General features: G+C 74.6%; 11 protein-coding genes. 8 read left to right on the forward strand and 3 right to left on the reverse strand.

Going from position 1 to position 19254, the window contains the following annotated elements; genetic code table 11:
- Window positions 1–30: 30 nt before the first annotated feature.
- Together AC068B_RS05550 and AC068B_RS05555 are read left to right on the forward strand one after the other, a co-directional pair.
- The gene (locus AC068B_RS05550; RefSeq protein WP_478669136.1) at window positions 31–981 is read left to right on the forward strand and encodes a hypothetical protein; all 951 of its coding nucleotides are present in this window, start codon (window positions 31–33) and stop codon (window positions 979–981) included.
- A complete protein-coding gene (locus AC068B_RS05555) occupies window positions 978–3806 on the forward strand; it encodes a stealth conserved region 3 domain-containing protein (protein WP_478669137.1) in 2829 nt (942 codons plus the stop codon). The genes AC068B_RS05550 and AC068B_RS05555 overlap by 4 nt, the downstream gene beginning before the upstream one ends.
- Here AC068B_RS05555 and AC068B_RS05560 read toward each other — a convergent pair.
- Window positions 3782–5893, reverse strand: a complete 2112-nt coding sequence (locus AC068B_RS05560; protein ID WP_478669139.1) for a bifunctional glycosyltransferase/CDP-glycerol:glycerophosphate glycerophosphotransferase — start codon at window positions 5891–5893, stop codon at window positions 3782–3784. The genes AC068B_RS05555 and AC068B_RS05560 overlap by 25 nt on opposite strands.
- Window positions 5894–6041: 148 nt before the next feature.
- On the opposite strand from AC068B_RS05560, the gene AC068B_RS05565 reads away from it, so the two are divergent.
- The 6 genes from AC068B_RS05565 (at window position 6042) to AC068B_RS05590 (ending at window position 17347) form a co-directional block, all read left to right on the forward strand.
- A complete protein-coding gene (locus tag AC068B_RS05565) occupies window positions 6042–9551 on the forward strand; it encodes a bifunctional glycosyltransferase/CDP-glycerol:glycerophosphate glycerophosphotransferase (RefSeq protein WP_478669140.1) in 3510 nt (1169 codons plus the stop codon).
- Window positions 9548–11134 carry a hypothetical protein gene (locus tag AC068B_RS05570; RefSeq protein ID WP_478669141.1) on the forward strand — a complete coding sequence of 529 codons (1587 nt, stop codon included), beginning with the start codon at window positions 9548–9550 and terminating at the stop codon, window positions 11132–11134. Before AC068B_RS05565 ends, AC068B_RS05570 begins: the two co-directional genes overlap by 4 nt.
- Window positions 11135–11161: 27 nt before the next feature.
- Entirely contained in the window at window positions 11162–12832 is a 1671-nt protein-coding gene (locus AC068B_RS05575) for a glycosyltransferase (RefSeq protein WP_478669143.1), read from the forward strand.
- 73 nt (window positions 12833–12905) lie between these two features.
- Window positions 12906–13892 (forward strand): UDP-glucose 4-epimerase GalE, encoded by a 987-nt coding sequence (gene galE / locus AC068B_RS05580; RefSeq protein WP_478669144.1) that lies wholly within the window; start codon window positions 12906–12908, stop codon window positions 13890–13892.
- Between the two features lie 135 nt (window positions 13893–14027).
- Complete coding sequence (locus tag AC068B_RS05585) at window positions 14028–14810, forward strand: ABC transporter ATP-binding protein (protein ID WP_478669145.1); 783 nt, start codon at window positions 14028–14030, stop codon at window positions 14808–14810.
- Window positions 14807–17347, forward strand: a complete 2541-nt coding sequence (locus tag AC068B_RS05590) for an ABC transporter permease (protein WP_478669146.1) — start codon at window positions 14807–14809, stop codon at window positions 17345–17347. Before AC068B_RS05585 ends, AC068B_RS05590 begins: the two co-directional genes overlap by 4 nt.
- A gap of 50 nt (window positions 17348–17397) precedes the next feature.
- On the opposite strand, the gene AC068B_RS05595 is transcribed toward AC068B_RS05590, so the two are convergent.
- Window positions 17398–18042, reverse strand: coding sequence for a response regulator transcription factor (locus AC068B_RS05595; RefSeq protein WP_478669147.1), 645 nt, complete (start codon window positions 18040–18042; stop codon window positions 17398–17400).
- Window positions 18030–19196 (reverse strand): sensor histidine kinase, encoded by a 1167-nt coding sequence (locus AC068B_RS05600; protein ID WP_478669149.1) that lies wholly within the window; start codon window positions 19194–19196, stop codon window positions 18030–18032. Before AC068B_RS05600 ends, AC068B_RS05595 begins: the two co-directional genes overlap by 13 nt.
- Between the last annotated feature and the right edge of the window lie 58 nt (window positions 19197–19254).

The raw sequence follows: 19254 nt of genomic DNA on the forward strand, positions 1-19254 counted from the left end.
TAATCCGGCAAGTTCGTACAAAGTAGAGAAATGGACCATCTCGCCCAGCGGTTCGCCCCGCCACCCCTCGCCCGGCGGCTGCTCAGCACCGCGCGAAGCACACGCTTCCGTCTGGAGCGGACCGCCGCGGGCCGGGTACGCGGCGGCGCCGGGCGGGTCCGGCCGCTCCTGGCCCCCGTCCACCTCTCGCTCCGCGACAGCCGCACCCTCAACCTCGCGGTCGCCGCCCCGCAGGGGACCGGCGACGCCCGGCTGCTCATCACGCGCGGCCACCGCAGGCTCGCCGTCCCCCTCGTGCACGAACCGCACACCGGCGCCGCCCCTCTCCTGACCGCCACCGCGACCCTGCGCGGGATGCGGGACGGCGTGTGGCGGCTCACCGTCGAGACGCGGGGCGCCGACGGCCGCGTACGGCGGTACGGGATCGCGCCCGCCGACAGCGGCGCCCCGCCCGCGACGCCGACCGCCCCGCACGCCCCCGACCCGCTGACCGGCACCCTCGTCCGGGTCGTGCGGGCCCGCAGCGGACGGGCGGTGCTCCAGGCGACGCGGTCGCGGCCGCGGGCGGAGCTGGTGCGGTTCGTGCCGTCGGGGGACGGCATCACGGTGCACGGCAGGCTCGTCGCGGGGGGTCTGCCCGGCGGGGCCGAGGCCGTGCGGCGGCGGGACGGGGTGGTGGTGCCCGCCGAAGTGGACTGGCGCGGCGAGGCGTTCACGCTGCGGGTGCCGCTCGGCGCGATGGCCGGGGCGGGGGCCGGGCAGTGGGTGTGGGACTTCCGGGTGGGGCCGCTCCCCGTCGGACGGTGGCTGACCGACGTGCGGGACCCCGCCGCCGCCTACCCCACCCCCTTCCGCGTCCACGCGCTGCCCGGCGGCGCGCTCGTCCGGGCACACGCCCACTTCACCAGCTCCGGCGCGTTCGCGGTGACGTGCTGGGACATCACCGAAGCCGCACGGGACTCCGCGGAGGAGAGCTCATGAAGATCACGTATCTGCTCGGCTGGGGCGACGAGATGGGCGGCACCGAGCTCGCCACGTACACCCAGGCGCGGCACCTCGCCGAGCGTCCCGGCATCGAGGTCGAGGTCGTCTCCGTCTTCCGGACCCGCGCCGAGCCGTTCTTCGCCGAGGCGCGCGAGCTGCCCGTGCGCCACCTCGTGGACCGCACCGGCACGCCCGAACGCCCGGTGCGGGACTCGGAGCTGGACGACGCCGCCTGCCGGACGCTGGCCGCGCTGCCCAGCGAGCTGATCAGGCCCGCCTGGGAGGACGCCTTCGACCGGCTCTCGGACGTCGAGATGACCGCCGCGCTCGGCTCGCTCGACACCGACGTACTGGTCACCACGACGCCCGCGCTGCTTGCCGCCGCCGTGGCGCTGGCGCCCGCCCGGGTCGTCACCGTCCACCAGGAGCACCGCCCCACCCAGCGGCGCGGCCCGTCCGGCGAACCGCTGCTGCTGCACGCGCCGCGCCTGGACGCCCTCGTCGCGCTCACCGGCCGCACCCGCGACTGGCTCGCGGAGTCCCTCGGCGCCACCGCCCCCGAGCTCGCCGTCATCCCGAACGCCGTGCCCGACGGCTTCCGGCCGCGCGCGGACGGCGAGAGCAAGGTCATCGTGATGGCGGCCAGGCTGACCGGCGAGAAGCGCGTGGACCACGCCATCAGGGCGTTCGCGCAGGTCGCCGACGCGCACCCGGAGTGGACGCTGCGGATCTTCGGCAGCGGCCACCGCGAACGCCAGCTGCGCCGCCTCGTCGACGGGTTCGGCCTGCACGACCGGGTGGAACTCCTCGGCCCCTGCCAGGACATGGCCGCCGAGTGGGCCAAGGCCGGGCTCAGCCTGATGACCGCGGGGCACAACGAGGCCTTCCCGCTGGTGCTCCTCGAAGCGCTCGCCGCCGGGGTTCCTGTCGTGGCGTACGACGTGCTGACCGGGCCCGCCGAGATCGTGCGGCACCGCGTCGACGGGCTGCTCGTGCCGCCGGGCGAGGTCGAGGAACTCGCGGTCGCGATGGGCGAGTTGATGGGTGACGACGAGATGCGGCGCCGTTATGCCGCAGCCGCGCGCGAAGGGGTCTACGCCCGCTTCTCCTCGGCTGACGTGACCGCGCGCTGGGAGGAGCTGTACACGCGGCTCGTCGCGGGGCGGGACCGGCCGGAGCGGCTGCGCGGGCGTGCGGACCGGGTGGCGCTCGGCGTCGCGTCCGGCGGCAGCGGCTTCCGGCCCACCGCCCCGCACACCTTCGACGCGGCGGCCGCCGCCGACGAGCACGCCCGCGAAGGGGAGATCCTCGCGGCGGACGGATCGGGCCGCGTCATCCGCTCGGTGGGCCGCCTCGCCGAGCGGCGCGACGACGTCCTCGCCCCGCGGATGACCGAGTGGAACCTGCAACTCGTCGCGGACGCCCTGGAGTCGCAGGACGTCCCCTACGTCGTCGTGCGCACCTCGCACGGCACCGCCCACACCGTGGCCGTGGCCGACGACGACCGCGGCCGCGCGCTGAAGGCGCTCGCCGGGGCGCTGCGCGGGCAGCCCGTCTACGCCGAGCTGGTCAACCCGCGCGACGCGGCGCCCGGCACGGTCCTCGCCGAACGCCTCGACGGCATCGGCGATCTCGCGGGCGTGAAGATCTTCAAGCCGGTCACCACGACCACCCTTTCGCTGCGGCACGGCGCGGGTCTGGCCTGCACGGTGGGGTTCTGGCCGCGGACGCCCGAGGGCGGCTTCCGGGCGCCCTTCGGGGCGACGCTCGCGGGTGCCGAGCTGCCCTCGCTGACGGCCACGACGACCCTGAGCGTGGCCGAACGCGCGTATCCGACCCTCGACGTGTTCACCCAACTCCTCATCAAGGACGTCGACTTCCCCATCGACGCCGTCTACACCTGGGTCGACGACTCCGACCCCGAGTGGCGCGCCAGCCGCGACGCGACGCTCGGCGGCGGCGACACGTCGGCCGACGGCGGCGCGGTGCGGTTCCGCAACCGCGACGAGCTCCGCTTCAGCCTGCGCTCCCTCGCGATGTACGCGCCGTGGATCCGGCACGTGTACCTCGTCACGGCGGGCCAGACCCCGCCCTGGCTCGACCGGGACCACCCGGGCGTGACGGTCGTCGACCACCGCGACCTGTTCGCCGACCCCGAGGAGTGCCTGCCGACCTTCAACTCGCACTCCATCGAGTCCCAACTGCACCGCATCGATGGCCTGTCGGAGCACTTCCTCTACTTCAACGACGACATGTTCCTGGGCCGCCCCACCACCCCGGACACCTTCTTCCTCAGCAACGGCCTCGCCCGCTTCTTCTGGTCGTCGGCGTCCGTGCCCGCGCTGCCGGTCGGCCCCGGCGACGAGGGCTATCTGGCGGCGGCGAAGAACAACCGCGAGCTGCTGCGCCGCGAGTTCGGCAGGACGACGACGCACTCGTTCTTCCACGTGCCGTACGCGCTGCGCCGCAGCATCCTCCAGGAGATCACCGAGCGCTTCCCCGAGCAGACGGCCGCCACGGCCCGCAGCCGCGTCCGCTCCCGCGGCGATCTCGCGCTGGTCTCCTCGCTGCACCAGCACTACGCGTACCTCACCGGGCGCGCCGTGCCCGCCGGCATCTCGTACGACTTCGTGGACATCGGCGACCCCGCCGACCACGCACGGCTCGGGCGGCTGCTGCAGAACCGTGACAGGACCGCGTTCTGCATCGGGGAGTCCCCCGGCGGCGGTGTGGCGGACGAGGAGATGGCGCTGGCCATCCGGTCGTTCCTGACCGCGTACTTCCCGGTGCGCTCGCCCTACGAGGTGCGGGACGGCGTCTGACCTTCGGGCAGGAAGAGCCGCCGGACCACGCGTTCGGCGGCTCTTCCGTCGTCGTAGGGGCAGAAGCGCCGCCGGAACGCCGCCCTGAGCGCCGTGGTCTCCGGTGTGTCCCAGCCGCCGTCCCCGAACACCGCGGCGAGCTCGTCCTCGGTGGTGGCCACGGCGCCCGGGGTCTCGCCGGGGCGTCCGGAGAGCAGGTCGAAGTAGGTGCCGCGGGCGAGGCGGTAGGCCTGCCAGTCGGGGGCGTACGTCACGATCGGGCGGTCGAGGCAGGCGTAGTCGAACATCAGTGACGAGTAGTCCGTGACGAGGGCGTCGGCGGCCAGGCAGAGCTCCTCCACGCGCGCGTGCCCGGTAACGTCGACGAGCTGCGAGTGGCTCTCCAGGCCCGCGTCGCCGCCGTAGAAGTAGTGGGCGCGCACGAGCACGACGTACGAGGGGCCGAGCGCGTCGGCGAAGCGGCGCAGGTCCAGGCGGGGCAGGAAGCCCTTCTGGTAGTCGCGGTGGGTGGGCGCGTACAGCAGCACGGTCCGCCCGTCGGCCACGCCCAACTGCGCCCGGACGCGCGCCACTTCCTCCTCGCCCGCGGTGAAGTACACGTCGTTGCGCGGGTAGCCCGCCTCCAGGGCCTGGTAGGCCACGGAGGGGTAGACGCGCTCCCAGATCTCGGTGGAGTGCGGGTTGGCGGAGAGGCTGAAGTCCCACTGGTCGGTGTGGTCGAGGACCTTCTGGAAGCTGATGCCGTGCGTGCCTGCCGGGTAGCGGCGCTGGTCGAGGCCCATCGTCTTGAGCGGGGTGCCGTGGTGGGTCTGGAGGTAGACCTGGCCGGGGCGCTTGGTGAAGCCGCCCGGGAAGCTGGAGTTGTTGACGAGGTAGGTGGCCGTGGCCATCGCCTGCCAGTAGCGCCGGGAGCCCTCGATGACGTAGTCGACGCCGGGCGGCACCCGGTGCTTGTTGCGGCTGGAGACGACCCACACGCCCTTGACGTGCGGGGCGAGTTCGCGGGCCTTGGCGTGGATGGCGGCCGGATTGCAGGAGACGCCGCGGTTCCAGTAGGCGCCGTAGACGGCGAGGTGCGGGTCGAGGGGGCGGCGCAGGTCGGCGCGGTAGGCGGCGCGCATGGCGCGGGCCCGCAGCTTCTTCTTCTGCCGCTTCAGCTGCCGGGTGAGGCGCAGCCGCCGGGTCTCCGCCTTGCGCAGCCCTTCGTAGGCGGCGAACGAGGCGGTGGCCAGGGCCTTTCCCTCGGGGGTGGAGGGTGTGGTGCCGCCGGGCGCGTACTGCTGGTGGAGCCGGGCGGCCTCGCGGAAGAAGTCGCGCCGGTCGCCCTCCCGGATCCGCCCCGGGTCGTCGAGGACGGCGAGCAGGTGGGTGGCGGCGTGCGGCAGGAGCCGGGCGCGCTCCTCGGGACCCGCGGCGGCAAGCAACTGCTCGTACCGTCCGATCAGGGCGAAGTGGGCCCGGCCCGGCGTCTTGGAGAAGCTGCCCGCGCGCCGCTCGCGCCAGCGCACGCAGGGCCGGTCGAGGACGGCGGTGCGCTCGCCCGCACGCAGGGTCGCGGTGCGGACGGGCACCACGTCCTCGTACGCGCCGGAGGAGAAGGCGAGCCGCCGCTCGTGCCAGAAGCCACGCCGGAAGAGGCGGTTCCAGGCGGCGGGGGTGGCGGCGAGGGGGTCGCCGGTGAGGTCGTCGCCGCCGGGGCGGACGTTCTCCCACCAGTCGACGCGGTCGTGCGCGCAGAGCAGCACGTCCGGGTCGCCCGCCGCCGTGAGCGCGGCGTCGACGGCCGCCAGGGCGCCGGGCAGGAGCAGGTCGTCGCCGTCGAGGAAGAGGAGGTGGTCGCCGGTGGCGCGGTCGGCGCCGATGTTGCGGGCGGGGCCAGGACCTGCCTGGGCGGGGAGGCGGACGAGTTGCGCGCGCGGGTCGCGCTCCGCATACTCCGCGGCGATCGCGGCGCAGGCGTCGGGTGACGCGTCGTCGACGACGATCAGTTCGAGGTCGCCGAAGGACTGGGTGAGCACTGAGTCCAGGCATGCGCGCAGGTAGCCCTGGACGCGGTGGACGGGGACGACTACCGAGAAGCGCGTCATGGACACCGACCGTAGCCAGCGGGACACCGCCTGTCGAAGACCGAACGTCACTCGTTGGGGTGGTCGGGGGCAAGGTAATTGACGAACGGGAGCGGAGAACGGGCAAAGGGGATGAATATGCCGTTATCCCCACGAAAGGCCGGTTCGCGTGCAGCCCCGTCTCAGCGTCGTCGTACCCATCTACAACGTCGAGGAGTTTCTGGAGGAGTGCCTGGAGTCGATCGCCGGGCAGACCATGGACGGCCCGGGCCTGCTGGGCGGCCCGGAGGCGCGCGGCGGCCTGGAGTGCATCCTCGTCGACGACGGCTCGACGGACGCCAGCCCCCGCATCGCCCGCGAGTTCGCCGCCAAGGACCCCCGCTTCGTCTACGTCCGCCAGCGCAACGCCGGACTGAGCGCCGCCCGCAACACCGGGGTGCGCAAGGCGTCCCCCACCGCTGAGTTCCTGACCTTCGTGGACAGCGACGACGTCGTGCCCCACGACGCGTACGGACGGATGATCGCGAGCCTGGACGCCACCGGCTCCGACTTCGCGAGCGGCAACGTCTGGCGGCTCAACGAACGCGGCCGCTCCCAGGCCTGGCAGTACAAGTGGCTCACCGAACCGCGCACCCGCACCCACATCGGGCGCGACCTGGACCTGCTCTCCGACCGGGTGGCCTGGAACAAGGTGTTCCGCCGCTCCTTCTGGGACCGGCACCGCTTCACCTTCCCCGAGGGCAAGCTCTACGAGGACACCCCCGTGATGATCCCGGCGCACTTCCTCGCCGGATCCGTGGACGTGCTCAGCGACCACGTCTACTACTGGCGGGTCCGCGAGGGCTCGATCACCCGGCGCCGCACCGACGTCAAGGGCGTGCGCGACCGGATCGCGGCCTGCGCCCACGTCTCCGGCTTCCTCGCCGAGCACGCGCCGGACATGAAGAAGACGTACGACGCGTCCTGCCTGCGCGACGACTTCGTGTACTTCCTGGAAGGGCTGCCGATGGGCGGCCCCGAGTACCGCACCGCGTTCCTCACCGACACGGCCGCCTTCCTGCGCCGCGCCGACCCGGCCGTGCTCGCGGAGCTCCCCGTCGACCTGCGCGTCAAGTGGCAGCTCGTACGCGAGTCACGCACCGCGGAACTGATCGAACTCCTCGCCTTCGAGCGGGCCAACGGCTCGGCCTTCCACGTGCGCGGGAAGGTGCGCCGCCGCGCCGCCTACCCCGGGGTGGGCGCCGTCCCCGAGAAGGTCGCGCGGATCGGCCGGGGCGAACTGCCCGCGGTGGCCCGGGTGAGCCAGGCGCGGTGGGACGCCGAAGGGAAGCTGCGGATCAGCGGATACGCGTACGTGCGCAACCTGGAGGCGACCCGGCCGGGGCACTCCGTGAAGGCCGGGCTCCTCAAGTCGGTGCACAGCAAGGGGAAGTTCCGCCGCGTGCCGACGCGCACGGTCGCCGCGCCGCAGGCCACCGAGAAGTCCCGGCAGCGGCTGCACTGCTACGACCTGTCCGGCTTCGAGATGACGGTCGACCCCGAGCAGCTGAAGACCGGCGGGCGCTGGCAGCCCGGCAACTGGCTGTTCGGCATGGTCGTCGCGGGCCACGGCACGGTCCGCAGGACCGCGGTGCGGGCCGTGGAGGGAGCCTCCGCGCAGTCCGTGGTGCGCGAGCTCGGCGACGGGCTCCGGCTCGTCCTCGGCTTCAGCAAGGGCCGCCTCGTGCTGCGGATCCAGGAGTACGCGGCACGCGTGGACACCCACCGGCGCGACGGCGACGACGTGGTCCTCGCGGGCTCCCTGCCGGGCCGCCTGCGGCCCACCGCCCTGCGCCTCACCCACGCGGCCACCAGGACGGACTTCGACTACCCCGCACGGCTCACCGGCGACCGCTTCGAGGTCCGCGTCCGGCTCGCCGACCTGGAGGGCGTGGCACCCACCCCGCACCTCGCGCCCAAGGAGGTCGAGCCCTCGCACGGCGACCGCTGGCAGGCCAACCTCGTCCTGCCGGGCGGCACCCTGAAGTCCCTGGCCGCCACCCTCGACCTGCCCCCGGGACGGTACGCGTCGCGCGCGGGCCGCGAACTCTGCGCCACCGCCAACGACCAGGGGCAGCTGGTCGTCGAGCTGACCCGGCAGCCGGTCGCCGACCACGTCACCTGGGGCGCGGACGGCACGCTGACCGTGGCGGGCTCGGTGACCGCGGCCAGCTGGCACGAGCCCGAGCTGGTGCTGCGGCACAGCGGCCGCGACGAGGAGCTGACCGTTCCTGCGGAGCGGGACGGGGACCGCTTCCGCGCGGTGGTCGCACCGGGCGGCGGGGCGCTGCGCGAGGGCCGGTGGTACGCGTTCCTGCGGGACGCCGCGGCCCGGGGCGGCCCCGGCGAGGAGGCGTCCGGGCGGGCCGAGGACGGGGTGCCCGTGCGGCTGCTCGCCGCCGTGTCCGCCACGCTGCCGCTGCACCACACCGTCCAGGGGCGGGAGTTCACCGTCGACCGGCGGTTCGGCGACCGGCTGCTCGTCGAGGCCGGGTCGGTGCTCTCCCGGTCCGAGCGCGGCGCGTACCGACGCCACAGACTCCGCACCGTCCACTATCCGAGCCGCCGCCAGCTGCCGCTGACCGATGCCGTCCTGTACTTCGACGGGGAGTCGCCGCGCGCCGTCCACGAGGAGCTGGTGCGGCGCGGCACCGCCGTCGAGCACCTGTGGGTCACGCACGACCAGCAGACCCACGTCCCGGCGGGCGCGAAGGGCGTCGAGGAGCACAGCGCCGACTGGTACGACGCGCTGGCCCGCTGCCGCCGCATCGTCACCGCGGGCCACCTCCCGGACTTCTTCGAGCGCCGCGAGGGCCAGACCGTCGTCCAGACCTGGCACGGCGCCCCGCTCAAGCGCATCGGCACCGACCTGACCGACACGCTCTACGCCGACCACGGCCACCTCGACGCCCTGCCGAAGCTGTCCCGCCAGTGGGACGTCCTCATCTCGCCGAACCGCTTCTCCACGCCCCACCTGGGGCGCGCCCTCGCCTACGAGGGTGAGGTCCTTGAGGCGGGCTCGCCCCGCAACGACGTGCTGTTCACCGAGGACCGCGACAAGGTCGCCGAGCGGGTCCGCGACGAGCTCGGCATCACCCCGGACAAACGCGTCGTGCTCTACGCGCCCACGTACCGGGACCATCTCGCGTACTCCCCCGGCCGGTTCCGCTACGAGCCCGCGCTCGACTTCCGCGCCGCCGAGTCCGTGCTCGGCGACGACCACGTGCTGCTCGTGCGCAAGCACCCGCTGACGTCAGGGCGGCTGCCGGGCGCCCGCGCCCCCTTCGTACGCGATGTGTCGGCGCACCCGCGGGCCGCCGAACTCCTGCTGCTCGCCGACGTCCTGGTGACGGACTACTCCTCGCTGATGTTCGACTTCGCGCACACCGGCCGCCCGATGCTGTTCCACGCGTACGACCTGGAGCACTACCGCGACACCGTGCGCGGCTTCTACCTCGACTTCGAGACGCGCGCCCCCGGCCCGCTGCTCGCCTCCACCGGCGAGGTCGTCGAGGCGCTGCGCGACCTGGACGCGATCACGTCCCGGCACGCGGAGGCGTACGCGGCGTTCCGCGAGGCCTACTGCGACCTGGACGACGGACAGGCCGCGGCCCGTGTGGCGGAGAGGCTGATGCGGTGAGCGGGGCGCTGCTCACGCGCCGGGCGGCGCACGGCGCGACGGCTCTCGGCGGCGGCGGGCGCCGTCGTCCTTCGCCGTACCTCGTCCTCGGCGGGCTGTTCTGGCTGGTGATGTCGCTCGCGTACTGGCGGGTCCCGATCTGCTGCGACTTCGGCCAGCACGCGGCCGTCGTCGAGCGGCTGAAGGAGAACCTCCTCCACCCCGGGCACCCGATGGCGGCCCTGCCGGGCGACGGCAGCGCGTACTACTCGCCGTACGCCGTCGCGCAGGGCCTGTTCGCGAAGGCCACGGGTCTCGCGGGCTGGCAGGTCGTGAAGCTCGCCGGGCCGCTGAACCTCCTGGTCCTGCTCACCGGCATCGGCCGCTTCGTCCGCGTCCTGACGCCCCGCCCGTGGGCGCCGGTCCTCGCGCTCTTCGCGATGGTGCTGCTGTGGGGCACCCGGATGGCGTGGTGGAGCGGCTATCTCGGCCTGATGTCGATGACGGGGAACCTCGGCTACCCGTCGACGTTCGCGATCGGCCTGACGTTCTGGGCCTGGGCGTGGGCGGGCGCGCTGGCCCGCGGCATGCGGCGCGATCCGTGGCCGTACGCGGGACTCGGTGCCCTGTGCGGACTGATCCTGCTCGTCCACCCGATCTCGTCGGTGGGGGCGGTGATCGGTGTCGTCGCGTTCGCCGCTTCGGGCCTCCCGATGTGGCGCGGGGCCTGGCTCCGGGCGTGGCCCTGGGCCGTGACCGCCGTGACCGCGGCGGTGCTCGCCGCGCTCTGGCCGTACTACAGCGTCTTCTCCCTCGTCGGGGACGAGTCCGTCGACTGGATCCACCGCCAGCTCTACACCGAGATGCCGCAGCGCTTCTGGCTGGCCCTGATCGGCCTGCCCGCCCTGTGGCTGCGCTTCCGCAGGGACCGCAGGGATCCCCTGGTCCTGATGTTCGCCCTGGACTGCGCGGTCGTCGCGTACGGCTGGGCCAGCGGCCACTACACCTACGGCCGCATCCTCGGCCTGACGCTGGTGCCGCTCCAGTTCGCGCTGGCCATCGAGCTCGCGGCGCCCCGCGGCTGGGGGTGGCGGCGCGGCGCGCTCGCCGGGGCCGCGGCCCTCGGGGCGTGCGTCGGGTTCTTCCAGATCCAGGCGGGCGCCGTCGTGCCCCGCGCCCTGGACCCCATCGGCTTCGACCAGCCGCCGCGCTGGCCGGGCTACGGATGGGCGGTCGGCCACATGCACCGGGGCGACGTCGTCCTGACGAACGGCTACCACGCCACCCGCTCCGTGCCCGGCTTCGGCGCCAACCTCGTCGCCCCCGCCTGGCCGGACGCCTCGCTCGACGAGGACGTACGGAACCGGCGTCTGGCAGCCGTGCGCTCCTACCTCTCCCCCGAGTCCACGCGCGCCGAGCGGTCGGCGATCGTCCGCCGCTACGAGGTGCGGTGGCTGCTGCTCTCCGCCGACCAGCGCGTGCCGCCCGAGGCCGTCGTGGTGGGCTGGAGCCGGCGGACGGGTGAGGTGCTCGCGCGGGTGGGCGGGCCGAAAGGTGCACATCCGGGCAGGTCCACGCCCACGAATGCCCCTCTAATCGGATAATTGCCAGGAACCCCTAAAATTTCCACTGTGGACCGCATCCTGCCTCACCCGAGTGCCCAGAACACCCCTGCCACGAACCCGTCCGGCTCCGACGTCTCCGTCGTCGTGATCGGATACAACGACGCGGCCCACATCGCGGACGCCGTGCGCTCCGCGCTGGCACAGGGCCCCGCCGTCCACGAGGTGATCGCCGTCGACGACTGCTCGACGGACGACAGCGCGGAGATCCTGGCCGCGCTCGCGGCGCACGACCCGCGCGTGCGCGTCGTGCGCCGACGGACCAACAGCGGCGGCTGCGGCACGCCCCGCAACGACGGGATCGACGCCGCCGCCGCGCCGTACGTGATGTTCCTCGACAGCGACGACGTGCTGCCGCCCGGCGCGGCCGACGCGCTGCTCGCCGCCGCCCGCAGGCACGGCGCGCAGGTCGCCGCCGGGCTCTGCGTGCGCCGCGAGCTGCCGTCGGGCCGCGAGATCCCCTGGCAGCCGGAGATCTACCGCAAGGCGCAGCTCGTCGCCCGCCCCGAGCTCCGCCCCCGCCTCGTCCACGACACGCTCTGCGTCAACAAGCTCTACCGCACGGACTTCCTGCGCGAGCACGGCATCCGCTTCCCCGAAGGCCGCTTCGTCTACGAGGACTTCGTCTTCACCGCGCGCATGCTGGCCGCCGCGCCGCGCATCGCCCTCGTTCCCGACACGGTCTACGTCTGGCACGTGCGCCGCGCCGCCGCCAAGCTGTCGATCTCCCTGGACCGCTCCGGGATCGCCAACTGGCAGGCCCGCACGGAGGCGCACCGCCAGTCCGTCGAGATCCTGCGGGACGCGCTCGGCACCGGCGGCAAGCAGCTCGCACGGGCGGCCCGCGCCAAGTTCGTCGACCACAGCCTGCGCATGTACACCCGGGAACTCGCCGCGCGCGGCACGGAGTACCAGCGCGAGTGGTGGGCCCACACCCGCGCCTACCTGGCGACGTTCGACACCGCCGACCTCGACGCGGCGCCCGCGCCCGGCCGGGTCATCGCCCGCGTGATCCTCGCCTCCGAGCAGCCGCGCGACCTGATCCGCCTGAAGCAGGTCGCGGCGCGCCCGGCCCGGCTCACGGCGCCGTACCCGAGGGCCGCCGACGCCACCCCCGTCTGGGCGCCCGACCTCCCCCAGGTCACCCTGGAGCACCTGCTCGTGCGGCCCGTGCGGCTGCTGCCCATCGCGGTCGACGGTGAGCTGCGCCCGGCCGCGGGCGGGTCGCGGCTGACGCTGCGAATGCACGAGCTGTACGGACGGGTGGCGGACGCGGGGCCCGCCACGGTCGACGTCGAGCTGGTGCACCGGCAGAGCGGGCGGCCCGGTCTGCGCAGGACGGCGGCGTTCGGCGCCGAGCGGCCCGGCGAGACCTGGGCCGCCACGGTCCTGCTCGACCTCGGGTCGCTGGACAACGCCGTGTGGGACATCCGCCTGCGGCTCCGGTTCGAGGACGGCACGGCGCGCGACACGACCGCGCACGCCGTCGCCGGGCCCGGACTGCTGCGCCGCACGGTGGTGCCGAGCAGGCGGCGCGGCGTCCTGCTCGTCCAGCCGTACGCCACCCAGGCGGGCAACCTCTCGGTGCGCCTCGCGCCCGGTGTACGGGGTGTCGCCGGGGTCGCGAAGCGGCGTCTGACCAGGCTGCTGCGCTCCGTGCCGGGTGTCGCGGGCCGCTGACACGGACCGGACAGGGGCTCTGCGACACTGCACCTCACGCATCACACTCGCGACAAGACAGGACAAGCCGACCATGACCTGGCTGATCACCGGCGGCGCCGGATACATCGGGGCGCACGTCGTCCGCGCCATGACGGAGGCGGGCGAGCGGGCCGTGGTCTACGACGACCTGTCCACCGGCATCGCCGAGCGGGTGCCCGACGGGGTGCCGCTGGTCGTCGGCTCGGTCCTCGACGGCGACCGGCTCGCCCGCACCTTCCGGGAGCACGCGGTCACCGGCATCGTGCACCTGGCGGGCAAGAAGCAGGTCGGCGAGTCCGTGGAGCGGCCGCTGCACTACTACCACGAGAACGTGGAGGGCCTGCGGGTCCTGCTCGACGCCGCGGCCGACGCGGACGACGTGGCCCACTTCGTCTTCTCCTCGTCCGCCTCCGTGTACGGCATGCCCGACGTCGACCTCGTCACCGAGGAGACGCCGTGCCTGCCGATGAGCCCGTACGGCGAGACGAAGCTGGCCGGTGAGTGGCTGGTCCGCGCGGTGGGCCGCGCGCACGGCCTGACGACGGCGTCCCTGCGCTACTTCAACGTGGCGGGCGCGGCCTCCGCCGACCTCGTCGACACCGGCGTCTTCAACCTCGTCCCGATGGTCTTCGAGAAGCTCACCGCGGGTCAGGCCCCGCGGATCTTCGGCGCGGACTATCCGACCCCCGACGGCACGTGCGTACGCGACTACATCCACGTCGTCGACATCGCGGAGGCCCACGTCGCGGCGGCCCGCAGGCTCGCGTCCGCGGCGCCCGGCACGGACCTCACCCTCAACATCGGCCGCGGCGAGGGCGTTTCGGTCCGCGAGATGACGGACCTCATCAACGAGGTCACCGGCCACGACACCCCCGCCGAGGTCACGGCACGCCGCCCCGGCGACCCGGCCCGCGTGGTGGCGGCCGCGGACCGCATCGCCACGGAACTCGGCTGGTCCGCGAAGCGCGACGTGCGCGAGATGGTCGCGTCGGCCTGGGCGGGCTGGGTGCGGCTGCATCCGGAGGCGGCGCGCGACTGACGGCTCCCGCGAGGGGGGTGTGGCCCGGGGGTGTAGCAGGCTCCACCATCGGGTCGGGAGTGCGCTCTCTCGCCCCGCCGACCTGGTGTTTCTAGCGTTCTCAGTGGCAGCAGCGACCACTGGGAGGGCGTACGGATGTTCAGGCGACGGGGTTCCGGAGCAGTATCCGCAGGAAAGCCGGCGGCCGTGCCCGACGCGCTCTCGCTCGACGGGGTCGAAAGGTCCTACCGGCGCGGCGTCCCCGCCCTCGCGCCCGTCGACCTCGCCGTGCCGCGCGGCCGGTTCCTGGCCGTCATGGGCCCTTCCGGGTCCGGCAAGTCGACGCTCCTGCAGTGCGCGGCGGGCCTCGACAGGCCCACCTCCGGGACCGTGCGCATCGGAGGCGTCGACATCGGCGCGCTCGGTGAGGCCGCGCTGACCCGGCTGCGCCGCGAGCGCGTCGGCTTCGTCTTCCAGGCGCACAATCTCCTGCCGTCCCTGAGCGTCCGGGAGAACGTCTCCCTGCCGCTGCTCCTCGCGGGCGCCGCGGACGCGTCCGACGCCGACCGGGCGCTGTGCGCGCTCGCCGCCGTGGGGCTCGACGGGCGTGCGGACGACCGGCCCGCGGAGCTGTCCGGCGGCCAGCAGCAGCGCGTCGCCGTCGCCCGAGCCCTGGTCACCTCGCCGGACGTCGTCTTCGCCGACGAGCCGACCGGCGCCCTCGACCCGGCCACCGCGCAGGACGTCCTGGCGCTGCTGCGGCAGGCGGTCGACCGGGACGGGCACACCGTCGTGATGGTGACCCACGACCCGGCCGCGGCGGCCTGGGCCGACGAGGCGCTGTTCCTCGCCGAAGGACGTGTCGTCACACGCCTGGAGCGCCCCGGAGCGGCCCAAGTGCACGGCATCATGCGGAACCTGTCCCGGCGGGCGGCATGAGCGCCGCCCCCGTCAAGGCGACCCGGCTGCTCGCCGCGCGCGGCGCCCGGACGCACCGCAAGGCCTGGGCCGCCGTGTTCGCCGCCCTCGCCCTCACCTCCCTCCTGCTCGGCTCGTTCACCCTGGCGCTCGCGTCGGCCGGACTGGGGCACGCGCGCGTGGAGCGGTACGCGGACGCGGGCCTCGTCGTCGCCGGGGACCAGCACACCCGCTTCACCGCCAAGCCGTGGGGCAGCGACCCCGAGACGGCGACGGCGGGCCTCACCGAGCGCGTCAGGGTCCCCCGGGCCGCGCTGCGCACCCTGCGGGACGTCCCCGGCGTCCGCGCGGTGATCGCGGACGAGGTGTTCGAGGTGGGCATCAAGCCGGGCGGCGAGAACACCCCCGCGACCGGACGCCCCTGGCCCGCGGCCCGGTTGGCCCCCTACGGGCTGCTCCAGGGCCGCGCTCCCCGCCACCCCCACGAGGTCGTCGTCGGCGAGGGAACGGCCCGCGTCGGCGACCGCGTCCCCGTCCGCGTGTCCGGCACCGAGGCGACGTACCGGGTGACGGGCATCGCCGAAGGCCCGCGCGCGGCCGCCTACTTCACCGCGGACCGGGCCCACCGGCTGGCGGGCCGCCCCGGCTCGGTGGCCGCGGTCGGCGTGCTCGCGGACTCCGGTACGAGCACGGCGACCCTGCGTGCGCGCGTGCGGCACGCGGTGGACGAGGCGGGCCTCAGGAGCGTGGGCCGCCGGGCGGGCGGGGACGGCGCCCGGCTCCGCGTCCTGACGGGCAACGGGCGCGGCGACGCCGAGTTCCTCGCGGCGGCGCCCGCCAGGTCCTCCATGCTGGCGCTGCTCGGCTCCGTGACCGCGACGGTCGTGCTGATCGCGCTGCTCGTCGTGGCGTCGACGGTGGTACAGGCGCTGCGGCAACGCGGGCACGAGCTGGGCCTGTTGCGGGCGGTGGGCGCGACGCCGCGGCAGGTGCGGGGCGCGGTCGGCCGCGAGGTCGGCCGGGTCGCCGCGGTGGCGGGTCTGGTGGGAGCGGTGGCGGCCGTCCCCGCGTTCCTGGGCCTGCGCGCCCTGCTCGACGCGCGGGGCGCCCTGCCCCCGGGGCTCGTCCTCCCCCTGCCGCCCTGGCTGCTGCCCGCCCCTCTCCTGACGGCGGGCCTGACCCTCCTGATCGCCCGTGTCGCCGCGCTGATCGCCTGCGCGCGGACGGGGAAGGTGCGCCCCGCGGAGGCGCTGCGCGAACAGGCGCCGGGCAAGGCCCGTCAGATCACCGGGCTCGTCCTGCTGTTCGTCGGCGTGAGCTCGGCGGGTACCGCGACGCTCCAGCACGGGGAGGCGGCGGCCGCGGCGGCCGGTGCGGCGGCGGTGGTCCTGGTGATCGGGTGCGCGCTGCTCGGCCCGTGGATCGCCGAGGGCGCGATGCGGGTCCTTGGAGGGCCGCTGCGCAGGTTCGGCGGCGTGGGCGGCCAGCTCGCGGCGGCCAACTGCACGGCGACTGCGACGCGGCTCGGGGCGGCGCTCACCCCGGTCATCCTGGTCACGGCGTTCATCGTGGTGCAGCTGTCCGCGGGCGCGACGATGACGCACGCGGCGGGCGACCAGGCACGGCAGGCGGCGCGCGCGGACTACGCCCTGACCGCGCCCGGCGGCCTGCCCGCCACCACCCTCTCCCGCATCGAAGCGGTCCCGGGGGTGCGGGCGGCCACGGGCATCACCCGCGGCACGGTGGTCCTGGCCCGCCGCGAGACGGGCTCGCCCCGCCTGGACCGCCTCCCGGTACTCGGGGCGACCCCCAAGGGCCTGGCCCGGACCCTGGACCCGGGCGTCCGCGAGGGCGACCTCACCGGGCTGCGCCCCGGCACGGTGGCGGTCGGCAGGGACCGCGCCCGCTCCCTGGACGCGCACCCCGGCTCGACGGTGACGGTGCGGTTCGGCGACGGGGTGGAGGCACGCCTTCGAGTGGTGGCGACGTACGACCGCGAACTGGCCCTGGGCTCCTTCCTGTTCTCCCAGGAGGAGCTGCGCCGCCACACGTCCTCGCCGGGGGCGGACCGGATCCTGGTGGCCGGGGACGCCGAGCCCCGGGCCCTGCGCGCCGCGGCGCCGGGGGCGCGTCTGGAGCCGGACCCCGCCCCCGAGCAACTCGACCCGGAGGACCGGGCGCTGGGCGAGGTGGTGACCGTGGCGGCGGTCGGCGCGATCGGCGCCTTCACGGCGATCGCCGTCCTGAGCACCCTCGCCCTCATCACGATCGGCCGCCGCCCCGAACTGTCCCTGCTCCGCAGGGCCGGAGCGGACCGGCGCCAGCTCCGCCACATGCTCGCCCTGGAAACGGCGGCCACCACCCTGACGGGCCTGGCAGTAGGCACGCTGGTGGCCTCGGTCCCCCTCCTGGCCTTCGCCCTGTCGACGGCCCGCTCCCTGCCCCACCTGGCCCCCGCCCAGGCGGCACTGATCGCCCTGACGGTCGCGGCCACGACGACTACGGGCACGCTGTGGCCTGCGCGTCGGGCGCTGCGGGGCCGCTATCCGGGGCGGTGAGGCCGCCCCTGGCCAGGCACCCGCAGCCGCGCCGACCCATCGGACAGGCCCTAGCTCCGGTTCAGATGAGCAAGTACCGCCAGCACCCTCCGGTGCCCGCTGTCGCTCGGCGGCAGGCCCAGCTTCGCGAAGACGTTGCCGATGTGTTTGCTCACCGCGCGGTCGGAGACCACGAGCAGCGACGCGATCGTCGCGTTGTCCCGGCCCTCCGCCATCAGTTGCAGCACCTCGCGCTCGCGCGGGGTCAGCGAGTCCAGGGGATCGTCGCGGCGGCGCGTCAGCAGTTCCGTGACGACCTCCGGGTCCAGCGCCGTGCCGCCGCCCGCCACCCGCTCCAGCGCGTCGAGGAACTCGTCGACCCGCCCGATCCGGTCCTTCAGCAGATAGCCGACGCCACTCGCGCCCCCGCCCAGCAGCTCGGCGGCGTACGTCTCCTCGACGTACTGGGAGAGGACGAGCACCGGAAGGCCGGGGATCTCCGCCCGCGCCGCGAGCGCCGCCCGCAGGCCCTCGTCGCGGAAGCCCGGCGGCATCCGGACGTCCAACACCGCCACATCGGGCCGGTGTTCGAGGAGCGCGGGCAGCACCTCGGGGCCGCTGGAGGCGACCGCGACCACCTCGTGCCCCGCGGAGGTGAGCAGCAGCACCACCCCTTCCCGCAGCAAGGCGTTGTCCTCGGCGATCACCACGCGCACGGCAGCTCCACTTCGATCACGGTCGGCCCCCCGACGGGGCTCGACACTTCCACGGTCCCGTCGAGCGCGGCGACCCGGCGCCGCATGCCGAGCAGCCCGCTGCCGCCCGACTCGTCCACCCCGCCCCGCCCCTCGTCACGGACCACGACCCGCAACACCGCGCCCCTCCGGGCGAGTTCCACGAAGGCCCGCTCCGAGCCGCTGTGCTTGGCCGCGTTGGTCAGCGCCTCGGCGACGACGAAGTACGCGGCGGCCTCCACGGCGGCCGGGGCCCGCGCCCCGCCCTCGACGCCATCCTCCTCCACCGTCACCTGGAGCCCGCTGCCCGCGGCCAGCGCCCGTACCGCGCCCACGAGCCCGCGGTCGGTGAGGATCGGCGGATGGATGCCGCGGACGACGTGGCGCAGTTCGGTGAGCGCCTCCTCGGCCTGGTCCTGCGCGTCGGCGAGGAGCTTCTTCGCGGCCTCCGGGTCCTTGTCGTACGCGCGGCGCGCGAGCCCCACCCGCATCGACAGGGAGACGAGGCGGGCCTGCGTGCCGTCGTGCAGATCCCGTTCGATACGGCGCAGTTCGGCGCCGTGCGCGGCGACGGCCCCGGCCCGGGTGACGGTGAGCTCCTCGACGCGCTCGGCGAGGTCGGCGCTGCGCTGCGCCTCCGGCGAGGGGAGCAGCAGCATCCGCGACCAGTGCGCGTCGAGGTCGGCGAGCCGGACGACGAGCGGGAGGAGCACGGCCCTGCGGCCGACGAGCCCGCACCACACGCCGTCGACGAGCAGTCCGAGGACGACCAGGGGCAGTGCGGCGTACAGCAGGACCAGGCCGTAGACGAAGTGGACGCCCAGCCAGCGCAGGTCGCGCCAGGTGCCGGGGTCGGTGAGGGCGGTGTTCACGCGGGCGCGGACGCCGCCGGTGAGGGGGAGGTAGGCCTCGGGGACCGGGCGGCCCGTCCAGCGGCCGACGAGGCCCCGCTTGAGCCCCGCGGTCCTGCGCAGCAGTTGCACCGTTTCGGGCAGCACCGCCGCGCCGACCACCAGGACGGTGACGAACGCGGTGAACAGGATGAGCGCCAGGAACAGATACGAGACGAGTGCGAGCCCGGCTCCCTTGACCAGCTGGGCCATGGCGGCCCCCACCCGCCGCAATGTCTCCTTCATGCAGGTCAGGCTAGGCCACGGGGAAAGGGGGCGGGGAGGGAGCGGCCCCCTGGGCGAT

The sequence above is a fragment of the Streptomyces sp. NPDC042371 genome, assembly GCF_056437465.1.